Annotated in this window: 13 protein-coding genes; 12 read left to right on the top strand and 1 reads right to left on the bottom strand. The window is 34.1% G+C overall.

Features of this window, described 5'->3' with window-relative positions:
- Positions 1-133: 133 nt before the first annotated feature.
- From IQ05_RS07850 to IQ05_RS07900, 11 genes are all read left to right on the top strand, one after another.
- A complete protein-coding gene (locus IQ05_RS07850) occupies positions 134-1,318 on the top strand; it encodes a hypothetical protein (RefSeq protein ID WP_144891743.1) in 1,185 nt (394 codons plus the stop codon).
- Between the two features lie 458 nt (positions 1,319-1,776).
- Positions 1,777-2,394, top strand: coding sequence for a GNAT family N-acetyltransferase (locus IQ05_RS07855; protein WP_144891745.1), 618 nt, complete (start codon positions 1,777-1,779; stop codon positions 2,392-2,394).
- A 105-nt stretch (positions 2,395-2,499) separates the two neighbouring features.
- Positions 2,500-3,693, top strand: a complete 1,194-nt coding sequence (locus IQ05_RS07860) for an argininosuccinate synthase (RefSeq protein ID WP_144891747.1) — start codon at positions 2,500-2,502, stop codon at positions 3,691-3,693.
- A gap of 222 nt (positions 3,694-3,915) precedes the next feature.
- Positions 3,916-4,893, top strand: coding sequence for an N-acetyl-gamma-glutamyl-phosphate reductase (gene argC, locus IQ05_RS07865; RefSeq protein WP_144891749.1), 978 nt, complete (start codon positions 3,916-3,918; stop codon positions 4,891-4,893).
- Between the two features lie 82 nt (positions 4,894-4,975).
- Positions 4,976-6,112 carry an aspartate aminotransferase family protein gene (locus tag IQ05_RS07870; RefSeq protein ID WP_144891751.1) on the top strand — a complete coding sequence of 379 codons (1,137 nt, stop codon included), beginning with the start codon at positions 4,976-4,978 and terminating at the stop codon, positions 6,110-6,112.
- 91 nt (positions 6,113-6,203) lie between these two features.
- Positions 6,204-7,148 (top strand): N-acetylornithine carbamoyltransferase, encoded by a 945-nt coding sequence (locus IQ05_RS07875; RefSeq protein WP_144891753.1) that lies wholly within the window; start codon positions 6,204-6,206, stop codon positions 7,146-7,148.
- Between the two features lie 75 nt (positions 7,149-7,223).
- Positions 7,224-8,009 carry an acetylglutamate kinase gene (argB, locus tag IQ05_RS07880; protein WP_144891755.1) on the top strand — a complete coding sequence of 262 codons (786 nt, stop codon included), beginning with the start codon at positions 7,224-7,226 and terminating at the stop codon, positions 8,007-8,009.
- A gap of 82 nt (positions 8,010-8,091) precedes the next feature.
- Entirely contained in the window at positions 8,092-9,162 is a 1,071-nt protein-coding gene (locus IQ05_RS07885; RefSeq protein ID WP_144891757.1) for a M20 family metallo-hydrolase, read from the top strand.
- A gap of 155 nt (positions 9,163-9,317) precedes the next feature.
- Entirely contained in the window at positions 9,318-10,601 is a 1,284-nt protein-coding gene (gene argH / locus IQ05_RS07890) for an argininosuccinate lyase (protein ID WP_144891759.1), read from the top strand.
- A gap of 144 nt (positions 10,602-10,745) precedes the next feature.
- Entirely contained in the window at positions 10,746-11,750 is a 1,005-nt protein-coding gene (locus tag IQ05_RS07895) for a DUF2157 domain-containing protein (RefSeq protein WP_244289545.1), read from the top strand.
- Entirely contained in the window at positions 11,737-12,897 is a 1,161-nt protein-coding gene (locus tag IQ05_RS07900; RefSeq protein WP_144891763.1) for a hypothetical protein, read from the top strand. Before IQ05_RS07895 ends, IQ05_RS07900 begins: the two co-directional genes overlap by 14 nt.
- 70 nt (positions 12,898-12,967) lie before the next feature.
- Here the strand turns inward: IQ05_RS07900 and ytxJ are convergent, their stop codons facing one another.
- Positions 12,968-13,354, bottom strand: a complete 387-nt coding sequence (ytxJ, locus tag IQ05_RS07905) for a bacillithiol system redox-active protein YtxJ (protein WP_144891765.1) — start codon at positions 13,352-13,354, stop codon at positions 12,968-12,970.
- A gap of 196 nt (positions 13,355-13,550) precedes the next feature.
- Here ytxJ and clpB point away from each other — a divergent pair, with 196 nt between their 5' ends.
- Positions 13,551-16,157 (top strand): ATP-dependent chaperone ClpB, encoded by a 2,607-nt coding sequence (clpB, locus tag IQ05_RS07910; RefSeq protein ID WP_144891767.1) that lies wholly within the window; start codon positions 13,551-13,553, stop codon positions 16,155-16,157.
- Positions 16,158-16,268: the final 111 nt, after the last annotated feature.

A 16,268-nucleotide genomic window follows, 5' to 3' on the forward strand; every position in this document is an offset into this window, starting at 1 on the left:
TTGAAACCTAACAATTATACTATTTTTGTTAGGTTTTTTTTGGCATTATATTTGAATTTAGCTTTTTGAAATATTCTTTTCGCTACAATCAAAAAAAACATCGCTCAACATTCTACCTCTAAAATTAACGCTTATGAAAAAAATTACTATTCTATTTATCTTATTTATTTTAATTTCTTCCTGTGGAGTAAAGCAAACCCAAAATGCATTAAGCTCAGGCAATTATGATCAAGCAATAGATAATGCCATTTCAAGTTTAAGAAGTAACAAGGATAAAAAAGGAAAACAAGATTACGTTTATCTCCTGGAAGAGGCTTTCGCCAAAGCTAAAGATAGAGATCTTAACTATATTAACTTGTGGACAAAAGAAAATAATCCTGCTCAATTAGAGAAAATTTATAACACCTACGTACAATTAAATCAAAGACAAGAAAACATAAAACCAATTTTACCCTTAAAATTATTAAACGAAGGCCGAAATGCAATCTTTCCCTTTGATGACTATAGCGATAAAATTGTAAGTAGTAAAAATGCACTAGCAGCTTATTTATACGCAAATGCTAAAAAATTAATGATCTCTACTGATAAAATGAATTTTAGAAAAGCATTTAATGACTTGAATTATCTCAACCAGATTAATCCAAACTATAAAGATGTTTTAAAATTAATGGAGGAAGCAAAATTTAAAGGCTGTGATTTTGTTTCGGTTACTACAAAAAATGAGACTAGCATGATTATCCCTGTTCGTTTGCAAAATGATTTACTTGATTTTAGCACATTCGGGTTAAATGACGCTTGGACTGTGTATCACAACAACAAACAAAAAGGTATTGTTTATGATTATGGAATGATCATCAATTTTAGAGACATCTTAATTTCACCAGAACAAGTTAAAGAGCGCGAATTTGTTAAAGAACGCGTGATAAAAGACGGTGTAAAAAAACTTATTGACGCTAATGGCAAAGAAGTTCTAGATGAAAAAGGAAAAGTAGTAATGGTTGACGACTTAAAAACGGTTACCGCTAGAATTTATGAATTCAGACAATTTAAGTCTTCACAAGTCACTGCAAAAATTGACTACGTAAATTTAAAAAGCAGCCAACTCATTCAAACATTCCCTATAACAAGTGAGTATATTTTTGAAAACATATATGCCACTTGTAATGGAGACAGACGCGCCTCAGACGATAACTATTTTAGCTATTTTGACAGAAAACCAGTTTTGTTTCCTAGTAGCGAACAAATGATTTATGACACTGGTCAAGATCTAAAAGCAAAAATTAAAAACATTATTACTCAAAATAGATTTAGAAATTAATCATTATAAATCCTTCATTATCAAAACTCCTAGAGCGCTGTGTTCTAGGAGTTTTTTTTTTAAAATAACACAATAGCTCCATAATTTGTTACAAATAAAAATTTTATAGTTGTAATTCAAAAAATAATGTACTTTTGCAACTGTGAATAATACAAACGGACATATAACTTCTTTGTCACGGACAAACATGCTAACCGCTTCTCCCGAAGTACGGACACTATAACTATAGTTTCCTAGAGCTGTTTCTCATTTATTCATACTTTCATTTTTTTTGTTTTGACATTATCAAACTCTATTGGATTATTATATCCTTTATTTTTTATAGCATTTACTGTATTTCACTATAAATCAATACGCTACATCTATTCAGTAGATTTTAGCGCAAATTCATATTGCCTAAAATTCGTTTTAGTTTCTAATCAAAAATCATTTTATAACATCCAAATTCTACTTTTGAAATGAATATTTCCATTGTCACAACTCAGGAAGAGCACTACAAATATGCGCAAGAAATATGCGAAACAATAGAGTTATCAGCGCTTTTAAGAGGTACTGGTATTGCTAAAAGAACGCCTGAGTATATCCAGAAAAAAATGGAGACTCATGACGCCGTTATTGCACTAGACAACGGGAAATTTGCAGGTTTTTGTTATATCGAGAGTTGGCAACATGGCCAGTTTGTAGCACATTCTGGCTTGATTGTTCATCCGGATTATAGAAATCTTGGTTTGGCAAAACAAATAAAGTCATTTGTGTTTGATTACTCATTAAAAAAATATCCAGAAGCAAAAGTTTTTGGAATTACAACAGGCTTAGCAGTAATGAAAATAAATTCTGAATTAGGATATAAACCAGTGCCTTTTTCGGAGCTTACAAATGATCCGAGCTTTTGGAAAGGCTGCCAAACCTGCACCAATTATGAAATACTGAAAAGCAAAGAAAATAAAATGTGCTTGTGTACCGGCATGCTATATGATCCAAATGAAAAACCAAAAGACCCTCCTAAACATCCATTCAATGTCCGGATTTGGAACCGTTTGAAGAAAATAAAACAAGCAGTATTTTTAGATCAATAAATCCTTTTCTATCAATAAAATAGGAAAACATTAAAAATAAAAATCTAGTATAGCAGCGACCGCAATACCAATTGCTCAAAGGCTAAGAAGAAAAAAAATAAAAAAATGAAAAAAGTAGTATTAGCATATAGTGGAGGTCTTGATACTTCCTACTGCCTGAAATATTTAAAAAACGAAAAAGGTTTTGAAGTTCATACCGTACTTGTAGATACCGGCGGATTTACCGCTGAAGAACTAGCCAGTATAACAACAAGAGCCTATGAACTTGGTAGTGCAAAACACACCAATCTTACCATTGTAGATAAATATTATGATAAAGCCATCAAATATTTAATTTTTGGAAATGTATTAAAAAACAATACTTATCCACTTTCTGTGAGTGCTGAACGTGTTTTTCAAGCCATAGAAGCCATTAAATATGCAAAATCTGTTGGTGCAAGTGCCATTGCACACGGAAGTACTGGCGCAGGAAATGACCAAATTCGTTTTGATTTAATTTTCCAAACCATCGCACCCGAAATTGAAATTATCACTCCTATTCGAGATTTGAAATTATCAAGACAGGAAGAAGTTGATTATTTAGCTAAAAACGGCGTTTCATATTCTTGGGAAAAAGCACAATATTCCATTAACAAAGGGTTATGGGGAACAAGTGTAGGCGGAAAAGAAACTCTAACATCGCATCAAGCACTACCTAGCGAAGCCTACCCCTCTCAATTGGTAAAAGAGGGCGAAGAAAAAGTAACATTAGAATTTTTAAAAGGGGAACTAATTGCTGTAAATGGTATAAAAGACAAACCTTCAGCTAATATCGTTACTCTTGAAAAACTGGCTAATGCCTACGCAATAGGTAGAGACATTCACGTAGGTGACACCATTATTGGGATTAAAGGAAGAGTAGGTTTTGAGGCTGCCGCACCTTTAATTATCATCAAAGCACACCATTTATTAGAGAAACACACACTTGGAAAATGGCAGCAATACTGGAAAGAACAACTGGGCAATTGGTACGGAATGCTGTTTCATGAAGGACAATTTCTAGATCCTGTGATGAGAAATATCGAAACTTTTCTGCAAGACACCCAACACACTGTAAACGGAAAAGTAACTGTTACACTAAAACCATATCATTTTTCGCTTGACGGAATCGAATCTGAAAATGATTTAATGAATACGAGTTTTGGACAATACGGAGAAATGAACAACGCATGGACCTCTGATGATGCCAAAGGATTTATCAAAATTCTTGGAAATGCTCAAAACATATTTTCATCAGTAAATAATGAAACATACGAGTAATAAAGGGTGTTTTTTAGAAGCAGAAATATTTTGCATTTCCAGAAACATCGTCCCGCTTTACGCTACAATCTTTTCCTTTTTGAAAAAAAGGAAAAGGATTTTCACTGCAATCGGGGCTAAAGAGAAAAATAGTGCTTTTTTAGAAACATAAAAAAATGCAATATCCAATCTGTGGAAATCAGTAAAAACTGTGACAAAAAATAATTCGAAAAATAAAAAATTATGATCACTACAGGAATAATCGGCGGTTCAGGATACACAGCTGGGGAGCTCATCAGAATCTTGATGTTTCATCCTCACGCAACCATTGATTTTGTTTACAGCACTACAAATGCTGGAAAGCCACTTTCTGTGGCACACCACGATTTACTCGGAGATATCGAAATGAATTTTACCGATACCGTGAATCCAAATGTGAATGTGGTTTTCTTGTGTTTAGGTCATGGGAAATCAAAATCATTTTTAGAACAAAATCAATTTGCAAGTCATACCAAAATTATTGATTTGGGTAATGATTTCAGATTGACAAAAGACAAAGAATTCGATAGTAAATCTTTTGTTTATGGTTTACCTGAATTGAACAAAGCAGCCATTAAAAACGCTCAATTTATTGCTAATCCAGGTTGTTTTGCAACAGCAATTCAGCTGGCATTATTGCCTTTGGCGAAAGCCGGAATACTCACAACTGATGTTCATATCAATGCCACAACAGGAAGTACGGGAGCCGGAGTTACCCCTTCAGAAACAACACATTTTAGCTGGAGATCAAACAATATGTCGCATTACAAAGCTTTTGAACACCAACATCTAGGAGAAATTAACCAAACTATCCACCAATTGCAAGCAGAATATACAAACGAATTGATTTTTGTACCCAACAGAGGAGATTTTGCCAGAGGGATATTCGCCACATTATACACAACAATCGAAGAAAATCTGGAAGATGTAGTAGCAAAGTATGAGACTTATTACCAAGACCAACCTTTTGTTACGGTTACTACTGCAGGAATCAACATGAAACAAGTAGTGCAAACCAATAAATGCATTATTAGTTTAATGAAAAAAGGAAACCGGTTATTGATAACTTCAGTAATCGATAATTTAACAAAAGGAGCTTCAGGACAAGCCATACAAAACATGAATTTAATGTTTGGATTAGATGAAACCACAGGATTGCATTTGAAACCAAGCGGATTTTAAAAATTTGTTTCAAGTTTAAAGTTTAAGGTTGCACTCGTAACTTGAAACTTTAAACCTTAAACCATTTAAACAAAAAAAGAAAATGAACTTATTTGACGTTTACCCATTATACAGCATCACTCCAGTAAAAGCGCTAGATTGCACTATTACTGACGAAAACGGAGTGGAATATTTAGATTTATACGGCGGTCATGGCGTAATTTCCATTGGACACACCCAACCAGATTATGTTACTACCTTAAAAAAACAGTTAGACAACATCAGTTTCTATTCAAATGCGATTCAGAATCCACTGCAAGTTGAATTAGCCCAAAAGTTAGGGAAACTTTCAGGATTAGAGGACTACACTTTATTCTTGTGCAGCTCTGGGGCTGAAGCCAATGAAAACGCGTTGAAATTAGCCTCGTTTCACAACCATAAATCGCGAGTAATTGCTTTTGAGAATTCGTTTCATGGTAGGACTTCGGCAGCAGTAGCAGTCACTGACAATAAAAAAATTGTGGCGCCAATCAATGCACAGCAAATTGTTACTTTTTTACCATTAAACAACATTGAATTGGTTGAAAACGAACTCAAAAAAGGCGATGTTTCTTCGGTAATAATTGAAGGTATTCAAGGAGTGGGCGGCTTAGACCAAGGTACCACAGCATTTTTTCAGAACTTAGAAAAAATATGCGCAGCTTATGATGTTGTTTTAATTCTAGACGAAGTACAATCCGGATACGGAAGAAGCGGAAAGTTTTTTGCACACCAACATCATAATATCAAAGCCGATATAATTTGTTTGGCAAAAGGAATGGGGAACGGTTTTCCTATAGGTGGGATTATGATTTCTCCAAAATTCACAGCTAGTTACGGATTATTAGGAACTACTTTTGGAGGAAACCATCTAGCGTGTGCAGCCGGAATTGCAGTTTTGGACGTCATGGAAAAACAACAATTAATGGATAATGTGAACGACGTTTACGCCTATTTTCTTAAAACAATCAAACAAATCCCTGAAGTAATTCAAGTTAAAGGAAGAGGATTAATGCTGGGCGTAGAATTTAATTTTGACGTAAGTACACTTCGTAAAAAAATGATTATCGACAAACATATTTTTACTGGAAACGCAAACAACAAAAACTTACTGCGAATTTTACCTCCTTTAACAATAACAAAACCAGCAATAGACCTTTTTATAAAGGCTTTAAAAGAAGCTTTAGTAGAGATTCAATAACATAAAGTAATGCTCTTTGTAATAAGACTTAAATAACTACAAATTAAGTGTATATTATAAAAATTGGTATAACTTATTAAAATACAAAATCATGAATTACAACGCTGTCAATAACATAGATGAACTTGAAACATGGGTTAAAAAAGCCTTAAAAATCAAGAAAAAACCACTCAAAAATAAAAAATTAGGTAAAAACAAAACACTAGGATTGTTGTTTTTCAATTCAAGTTTAAGAACACGATTGAGTACGCAAAAAGCTGCCTTAAATTTAGGAATGAATGTCATGGTGATGAACTTTACCAATGAAGGTTGGACCCTAGAATTTGAAGAAGGTACCGTAATGAACTCGGGAGCCTCAGAGCATATTAAAGAAGCAGCCGCTGTTGTTTCTCAATATTGTGATGTCATTGCTATAAGAGCATTTGCTGGATTAGTTGATAAAGAAAAAGACAATGCCGAAATAGTACTGTCTAGTTTTATACAATATGCAACTGTTCCTATTATTAACATGGAGAGCGCCACGGGACATCCATTACAAGCACTAGCTGATGCTATTACCATTGAAGAATTTAAACCCAAACACCGAGCCAAAGTGGTACTAACATGGGCACCACATCCAAAAGCGTTACCTCAAGCTGTTGCCAATTCTTTTGTAGAAATGATGAAGTTACAAAAAAATATGGATTTTGTAATCACTCATCCAAAAGGGTATGAATTGAATCCTGAAATTACGAAAGATTCAAAAATTGAATACGATCAAGACAAAGCCTTTGAAAACGCTGATTTTATTTATGCCAAAAATTGGAGCAATTACAACGATTATGGTCAAATCACAAATTCAGACCCAAACTGGACCGTAACAGCTGATAAAATGAAATTAACAAACGATGCTAAATTTATGCATTGTTTGCCTGTAAGACGTAATATGATCGTATCAGATGAGGTGATTGACGGCCCTAACTCAATTGTGATTGAACAAGCCAATAATAGAACCTTCGCAGCACAATTAGTGCTTCAAAAAATATTAAAAAAATAAGGCACTGAGATGCAAAGGTTATAAGACACTAAGTCCTTATAACCTTTGTATCTGAGAACCTCAGAACTTTTTTAAATGAAAAATAAAAAACCGATAACGATAATAAAAATTGGTGGAAATATCATTGATAACCCGATGGAATTGGCTCATTTTTTAGCAGATTTTTCTAAGATTGAAGGCTACAAAGTACTCGTTCATGGCGGTGGAAAATCAGCTACAAAATTAGCCGAAAGTATGGGTTTAGTTCCACAAATGATTGATGGAAGACGCATTACTGATGCCGCCATGCTAGAAGTTGTAGTCATGATTTATGCTGGCCAAATCAACAAAAATATTGTAGCACAATTACAAGCCAATTCCATCAATGCAATCGGTTTTTCTGGAGCTGACGGGAATTTAATTCAATCACGCAAACGAAATCACCCCACAATAAATTATGGTTTTGTAGGTGATGTCAATAAAGTGAATACACCCTTACTAGAAACGTTACTTTTAAACAATCTAGTACCTGTATTTTGCGCCATCACACACGATGGTAGCGGACAATTATTAAACACAAACGCAGACACGATTGCTAGCGAACTAGCAATCGCTTTATCAGAAGTTTTTGAGGTAACTTTGAATTACTGTTTTGAAAAACCAGGAGTTTTATTCGATGCCGAAGACGATTCTTCAGTTATTGAAAACATGAATCCCGAATTATATTCAAAATTAAAAGCCGAAAAAGCCATACATTCCGGAATGATTCCCAAACTGGACAACTGTTTTAATAGTTTAAACAAAGGAGTTCAAAAAATAAAAATAGGGCATCATCGCATGTTGCAAGATGCAACGGCTATTTGTACAAATATCAAATTATAAAAAGTGAAACACAAGTCTCACCGATTTTGAAAAAATTTCTTTTCAATTTTAAAAAATCGTTGAATCTGTGGCTAAAATAAGTATGAAAAACATAGAAATCCTTACACAAGAAGCCATTGCGCTATTAAAGGCACTAATTGAAACACCTTCATTTTCGAGTGAAGAAGATCAAACAGCACTTTTAATCGAAAATTGGTTTACACAAAATAACATACCTTTTAAACGCGAGACTAATAATGTTTGGGCTTTCAACAAACATTTTGATGCTACAAAGCCTACGCTACTATTGAATTCTCACCACGACACGGTAAACCCAAATCAAGGCTATACCAATGATCCTTTTCAAGCCATTGAAAAAGAGGGTAAATTATTTGGTTTAGGCAGCAATGATGCTGGCGGATGTTTGGTTTCTCTTTTAGCAACTTTTGTTCATTTTTATTCCCATGAAAATTTACCTTATAATTTGGTGATGGTAGCCTCTGCAGAAGAGGAAAGCAGTGGAAAAAACGGCTTAAACAGTGTTTTAAAGCACTTGCCTGAACTGGATTTTGCCATTGTGGGGGAACCTACTTTAATGCAATTAGCCATAGCCGAAAAAGGTTTATTAGTTATCGATGTCATCGTAAAAGGTACCGCCAGTCATGCCGCACATCAAAATCTTGACAATTCCATTTACAAAGCAATTCCCGTAATCGAGTGGTTTAATGGCTACAATTTCGAAAAAATTTCTGAGGTTTTAGGTCCTGTTAAAATGACCGTAACCCAAATTAATGCCGGAAAACAACACAATGTAGTTCCTGCAGAATGTCATTTGGTTGTAGATATCAGGGTAAATGATTGTTACAGCAATCAAGAAATTCTAGATACCGTAAGAGCAAATGTTGCTGCAGACATTAATCCAAGATCCATGCATTTAAACGCTTCTTCCATTCCTATTTCTCATGGATTGGTGCAGGCCGGAATCGCATTAGGAAGAACCACCTACGGCTCGCCTACCCTTTCAGATCAATCGGTTTTGAGTTGCAAATCATTGAAACTAGGACCTGGTGAAACCCTGCGGTCACACTCCGCAAACGAATTTATATTTACACATGAAATAACAGAAGGAATCCAACTGTATATCAACATACTAACTGATTTTTTCAAACAATAAAATGATTAGGAGCTAATCCCGCTATCCGTTACAATCTTTTATTTTTTTAAAGAAAAAAAATAAAAGGATTTTCACTATTATCGGGGCTATGAAAACGATTCCTATAGATCATGCAAGTTTCAAGATGAAACTTTAAACCTGAAACAAAAAACAATATGAAACTTTGGGAAAAAGGAATACCAACAGATAAACAAATTGAGCATTTCACTGTGGGAAACGACAGGGAACTGGACTTGGTTATCGCAAAATACGATGCTTTAGGTTCAATTGCACATGCTAAAATGCTCGGAAACATTGGTTTATTGACAGCCATTGAAACAGATATGTTAATAGCTGCATTGAACGAGATTATTGCTGATGTTGCTGCTGGAAATTTCACAATCGAAGATTCCTTTGAAGATGTGCATTCGAAAATTGAATATTTGCTAACAGAAAAATTAGGCGATGCCGGAAAAAAAATTCATACGGCCCGTTCTCGTAACGATCAAGTTTTAGTAGATGTTAATTTATACCTGAGAGATGTCGTTAAAGAGTTGAAAGAGCAAGTAAAAAGCCTTTTTGATTTACTGATGGAATCAGCAGAAAAACACCAGAATGTATTGTTACCAGGATACACGCATCTTCAAATTGCAATGCCTTCTTCTTTTGGGATGTGGTTTTCTGCTTACGCCGAAACTTTAATTGATGATATCACAATGCTGAATGCTGCTTTGAAAATTGTGGACCAAAACCCATTAGGCTCAGCCGCAGGCTACGGAAGCTCCTTCCCTATTGATAGAACATTCACAACTCAAGAATTGGGTTTTGAGACTTTAAAATTCAATTCAGTAGCCGCTCAAATGAGCCGTGGAAAATCAGAAAAAACAGTTGCTTTTGCAATGAGTAGTGTGGCTGCAACTTTGGCTAAATTTTCTATGGATGTTTGTTTGTATATGAGTCAGAATTTTGATTTCATTACTTTACCATCGCATCTTACAACAGGTTCCAGCATCATGCCACACAAGAAAAACCCGGATGTATTTGAGTTAATTCGTGGAAAATGCAATAAAATTCAAGCCTTACCTTACGAAATTACTTTAATTACCAATAACTTACCGAGTGGTTATCACAGAGATTTGCAATTATTAAAAGAAGGTTTATTCCCAGCCATTCAAAACCTGAAAGCCTGCTTAGATATTGCAATTTTCTCCATAAAAGACATTGAAGTAAAAGACAATATTCTTGCCGATCCAAAATACAATTATTTATTTACGGTTGAGACCTTAAACGAAATGGTAGTTGCCGGAATGCCGTTTAGAGATGCTTATAAAGCCGTTGCAGAACAATTGGAAAATGGAACTTTTACTTCTCCAAAAGAAACCAAACACACACATGAAGGCAGTATCAATAATCTATGTTTAGACAAGATCATAGAAAAAATGAGATTGGCCTACTACTAAATAACAATCACAACTATTTTTATGAATCCATTCTGTAAAAAGAATGGATTTTTTCGTTTTAACAAAATTCAACCTTAATAAATTTTACTCTTATTGAGAAGTTAACACTTTAAACCTATATTTGAATTTAAATTTCAAGACAGTATGAGTATGAAAAAATTTGAAGAAGCGGCAACAAAAAGTCTTTTAGAAAAAGAATTTATAACCCCTGAACAATATGATCAAGTGCAGGCCTATCGAAATTTAAATCTTTTTTCATTACATACTGAGCTTAAATTATTCTTGTACGCCTCTGTATTACTTTTTACTTCAGGTATTGGTATTTTAATTTACCAAAACATCGATAGCATTGGACACATCGCTATTTTGGCTTTATTATTTTTGATTACCTTTTTTTGTTTTTACTTCTGTTTTAAAAACGCTATCGGATTTAAAAAACAACAAACTCAATTTGAAAATCCTATTTTTGATTACCTCATTTTAGCGGCAGTATTATTAAGTTGCATTTTTGTTGGCTATCTACAATTTCAATACACTGTTTTTGGTACCCATTACGGATTAGCTACTGTTGTTCCTACTGTAATAGCTTTCTTCTGTGCTTATTATTTTGATAATAAAAGTATCTTATCAATCGCAATCACGGGTTTAGCAGCATATATTGGTTTATCCGTTTCTCCACAGTCTTTACTTCACAATGATTTTAACGAAAACAATACCCTGAGCTATTCAGCTATTTCATTAGGTATTTCATTAGTAATTTGGGCTATTTACAGTTCAAATAATGACTTAAAAAAACATTTTAGCTTAGTATTTCTCACTTTTGCTTTGCACATTATAAGCATTGCTTGTATTAATAATTTATTCGATAGCTATTGGGGCATTTTTATAATACTATTGGCTGGTTCCTGCTACTATTTTTACCGTACCAGTTACCTCATTAAATCGGTTTCGTTGTTTGTCTTTACCTTAATTTACGCCTATATCGGTCTAAATATATTCTTGTTCAAATTATTAGAATTCAGCAATATTGATAGCGAATTATTTATCTCTTTCTTTTTCTTAGTTCCCTTTTACTTTATTGGTTCTATCATTTACTTTATTCGACTTATTAAACAATTCAATAAAAAAGCTAGTCATGATACAATATAAAAAAATCGAATTAGAGCAAGAGTTTCTAGTTTCAGAAGGGCACTCTTTAAAAAAAGCTGGATTTATAGATGAAAGTCAGTTTCGCTTAATTGATAAAAATTTAACCGTACTTAAAAGTCAAAAAAACATCTTAATCCGAATTGGATTTTTTCTGTTAGGGAGCTTTTTATATTCCTCCATTTGTGGCTTTCTTACTCTAATTAGCCTAGATTCAATGAATGAAAATTATCAATTTCTGGTTTATCTTTTTGCAATCATTGGATTCGTTGGCACTGAAGTTTTAACCAATCAAAAATATTATGGTTATGGACTTGACGATGCGTTTCTACTAGGTTCTCAATTGTGCTTAGCAATTGCAATAGGCATTTCTTCAGAGGGAAACGAACTTACCATTTCCCTAATACTCTCGATAACCTCTTTGCTTTGTTATCTTAGATATGTACAGCTATCAATGGCTATCTTATTTTGTGTAACACTAACTTGTTCAATACTTTTCTTGATGTTTGAATTAGGCGCTTTCGCAAAAACGATGCTGCCTTTTACTATGATGTTTTTTGCAATTGTTATCTATTTCAGCAGCAAAAAACTATTTGCACGATTAACACTCCCATTTTATTGCAACGGCATTATTTTTACCCAAGCTTTTGCACTGATTTTATTCTACTTATCAGGAAATTATATGGTGGTTAGAGAACTTTCAAGCGAATTAATGGGTGTAATTGTTACTGCAAATAACGATATTCCGTTTGCCATTTTCTTTTATGGATTTACGTTTATAGTTCCAGTGAGTTATTTAGTTTTGTCTTTATTCAAAAAAGACCGCTTTATGCTTTGGATAGGAATCCTAGCTCTTTGTTTTTCAATATACACCATTCGTTTTTACTATGCCCTTTTACCTGTTGAAATTGCCCTAACCATTGGTGGTTTGGCATTATTTGCATTTACTTTTTTTGCTATAAAAAAGATTAAAAACAATATTAATGGTGTTACTTTTCAACCAGATCGTTTCTCACACGGAAATCTATTTGGCACCGCCGAAATACTTATGGCGACACAATTGGGATTAAAACCAGAAACTACGGTGGAATCTCCAATGGAATTTGGTAATGGAGATTTCAGTGGTGGAGGTTCTGGAGGTAGTTATTAAAATAAAAAACCAAGGATAAACAAACTAAAATTTGTAAATCCTTGGCCATTTCTTTGATTGGTTATTGCAATTACAATTTAGCTCCCAATTCTCCTGCATCAATATCGCTGTGAGAAACATTGTATACCGCCTTCCCATCTTGAATCAAAATCAATTGTGGTGATTGATGTGTAACGCCAAAGCGGGAAGCAATCTCATTTGAAACATCTCTAAAAGCAATTAAATCTAAAAAATAAGGAGTTACTTTCTCAGGAAAGTTAAACTCATTCTCAAACTGTTTCAAAGCCATTCTACTCACACTACAACGAGTGCTATGCTTAAAAATGGCAACAGGTTTTACTTGAGATTGGGCTACTATTTCATCTAGTTGTTCTAATGCTTGCAAAGGCTCCCAAGTCATTGAATTAGTTTGGTCATTAGAATCACTACTACCAAAAATATTTTTTAAAAAACTCATAATTTGTCGGTTTTTCAGTCATTTTGTCTGTTCAATATGATATAAATCATATTTAATAAGCCATTTTGTCTGTAATTTTACTGTGGAATATTAATTGAATAATTAGATACAAAGATAAAATAAATTAATAAGAAACTGTGATTAAAGTATTTTACTAACAAAAACAGGCAAAAACTTGTTGCAAAAAACTAAAAAAATGAATATCAATAAATTTACCATCAAATCTCAAGAAGCTATCCAACTTTCGCAACAATTAGCACAAAGCTATGGACAGCAACAAATTGAAAACGAACATCTTTTTAAAGCTATTTTAGAAGTTGATGAAAACGTAGCGCCATTTATATTAAAAAAACAAAATGTAAATATTCCCTTATTTATTCAAATACTTGAAAGTACAATTCAAAGTTTCCCGAAAGTTACTGGTGCCGAAATAATGCTTTCTAGAACTGCAAATACCACGCTAAACGAAGCCGAAATAATTGCAAAAAAAATGAATGACGAGTACGTTTCGGTAGAGCACTTAATACTTGCTATTTTTAACTCGAAGACTAAAGCGTCTCAGATTTTAAAAGATCAAGGTGTGACCGAAAAAGGATTGAAAGCCGCAATTGATGAACTAAGAAAAGGAGAACGTGTAACCTCGGCTTCTGCTGAGGAGACCTATAATTCTTTGAATAAATATGCCAAAAATCTAAACGAACTTGCTAAATCTGGTAAACTAGATCCCGTAATAGGTCGTGACGAAGAAATAAGACGTGTATTACAAATACTAACGCGCAGGACTAAAAATAATCCCATGCTAGTTGGAGAACCTGGAGTGGGTAAAACTGCCATTGCTGAAGGATTAGCACATAGAATTGTAGATGGAGATGTGCCTGAAAATCTAAAAGATAAAATTGTATTTTCACTGGATATGGGTGCATTAATTGCGGGTGCTAAATACAAAGGCGAATTTGAAGAACGCCTAAAATCAGTAGTAAAAGAGGTTACCGCTGCAGATGGAGACATCGTTTTATTTATTGACGAAATTCACACGCTTGTAGGTGCTGGCGGTGGCGAAGGTGCTATGGATGCGGCAAATATTTTAAAACCAGCATTGGCACGTGGAGAATTACGCGCTATTGGGGCAACTACATTAGACGAATACCAAAAATATTTTGAAAAGGATAAAGCATTAGAAAGACGTTTCCAAAAAATACAAATTGAAGAGCCAGATACTGATAGTGCTATCTCCATACTTCGTGGTATTAAGGAAAAATACGAAACCCACCACAAAGTTCAAATTAAAGACGAAGCAATTATTGCCGCTGTTGAATTATCCCAACGTTACATCACAAACCGATTTTTACCAGACAAAGCCATCGATTTAATGGACGAAGCAGCTTCTAAAATCCGAATGGAAATTAACTCAAAACCAGAAGAGCTGGATGTTTTGGATCGAAAAATAATGCAACTTGAAATTGAGATTGAAGCCATTAAAAGAGAAAAAGATGAAAGTAAACTTAAATCTCTTGGCCTAGAACTGGCTAATCTTAAAGAGGATAGAAATACAATTTACACCAAGTGGAAATCAGAAAAAGATGTTGTTGATGGCATTCAATTGATTAAAAAAGAAATTGAAGATTATAAATATGATGCTGAACGCGCTGAACGCGATGGAGACTACGGAAAAGTAGCCGAAATACGTTACGGTAAAATTAAAGAAGCTCAAGAACGACTTGAAATTTTACATCAAGAACTTATTGTTAATCAAGCCGGTGGAAGTTCCTTAATTAAAGAAGAGGTTACACGCGAGGATATTGCTGAAGTTGTAGCAAAATGGACTGGTATTCCTGTGCAAAAAATGCTTCAAGGTGAAAGAGAGAAACTTTTACATCTTGAAGAAGAATTACACCGCCGTGTAGTAGGTCAAGAGGAAGCAATTGAAGCCGTAAGCGATGCCGTACGAAGAAGTCGTGCAGGATTACAGGACATGAAAAAACCGGTGGGTACGTTTCTTTTTCTTGGGACAACCGGAGTGGGAAAAACAGAATTGGCAAAAGCTTTAGCCGAATACTTATTTGATGATGAAAACGCTATGACAAGAATTGATATGAGCGAATATCAAGAACGCCATAGTGTAAGTAGATTAGTGGGTGCGCCTCCAGGGTATGTGGGTTATGACGAAGGCGGTCAACTAACAGAAGCCGTTCGCAGAAAACCATATTCTGTTATTTTATTGGATGAAATTGAAAAAGCACATCCTGACACCTTCAATATTTTATTGCAGGTACTTGATGAAGGACGTTTAACAGATAATAAAGGTCGTCTTGCTGATTTTAAGAATACCATTATCATCATGACTTCTAATATGGGAAGCCAAATCATTCAAGATAAGTTTGAAAATTTAAAAGGCAGTATTGAGGCTGCTACCGAGGCAGCCAAAGTTGAAGTTTTAGGTTTATTAAAACAAACTGTCCGACCAGAATTTATTAATAGAATTGATGAAATTGTTATGTTTACTCCTTTGACAAATGCTAACATTACTAAAATTGTTAGTTTACAACTTAAATCTGTAACTAAAATGTTGGCACTACAAAACATCACTATGGATGCCACACCTGAAGCAATAGCCTATTTAAGTACTAAAGGCTATGATCCACAATTTGGTGCCAGACCAGTAAAACGTGTCATTCAGCGTGAAGTCCTTAATGCTTTATCCAAAGAAATCCTTGCTGGAAAAATAACTACCGATAGCATTATATTGCTTGATGCATTTGATAACAAACTAGTCTTTAGGAATCAAAATGAGTTAGTTTCTTAAATTTTTTTAACCACCAGTTTGATACTGGTGGTTTCTTTTTTTACTTCAATGATTCATTATAAATTGAAGCCTCTCCCTAATTAAGACATGAAGATTTTAACTAGTGTAAAT

The organism is Flavobacterium tiangeerense (assembly GCF_007830355.1).
Classification (GTDB): Bacteria; Bacteroidota; Bacteroidia; order Flavobacteriales; family Flavobacteriaceae; genus Flavobacterium; species Flavobacterium tiangeerense.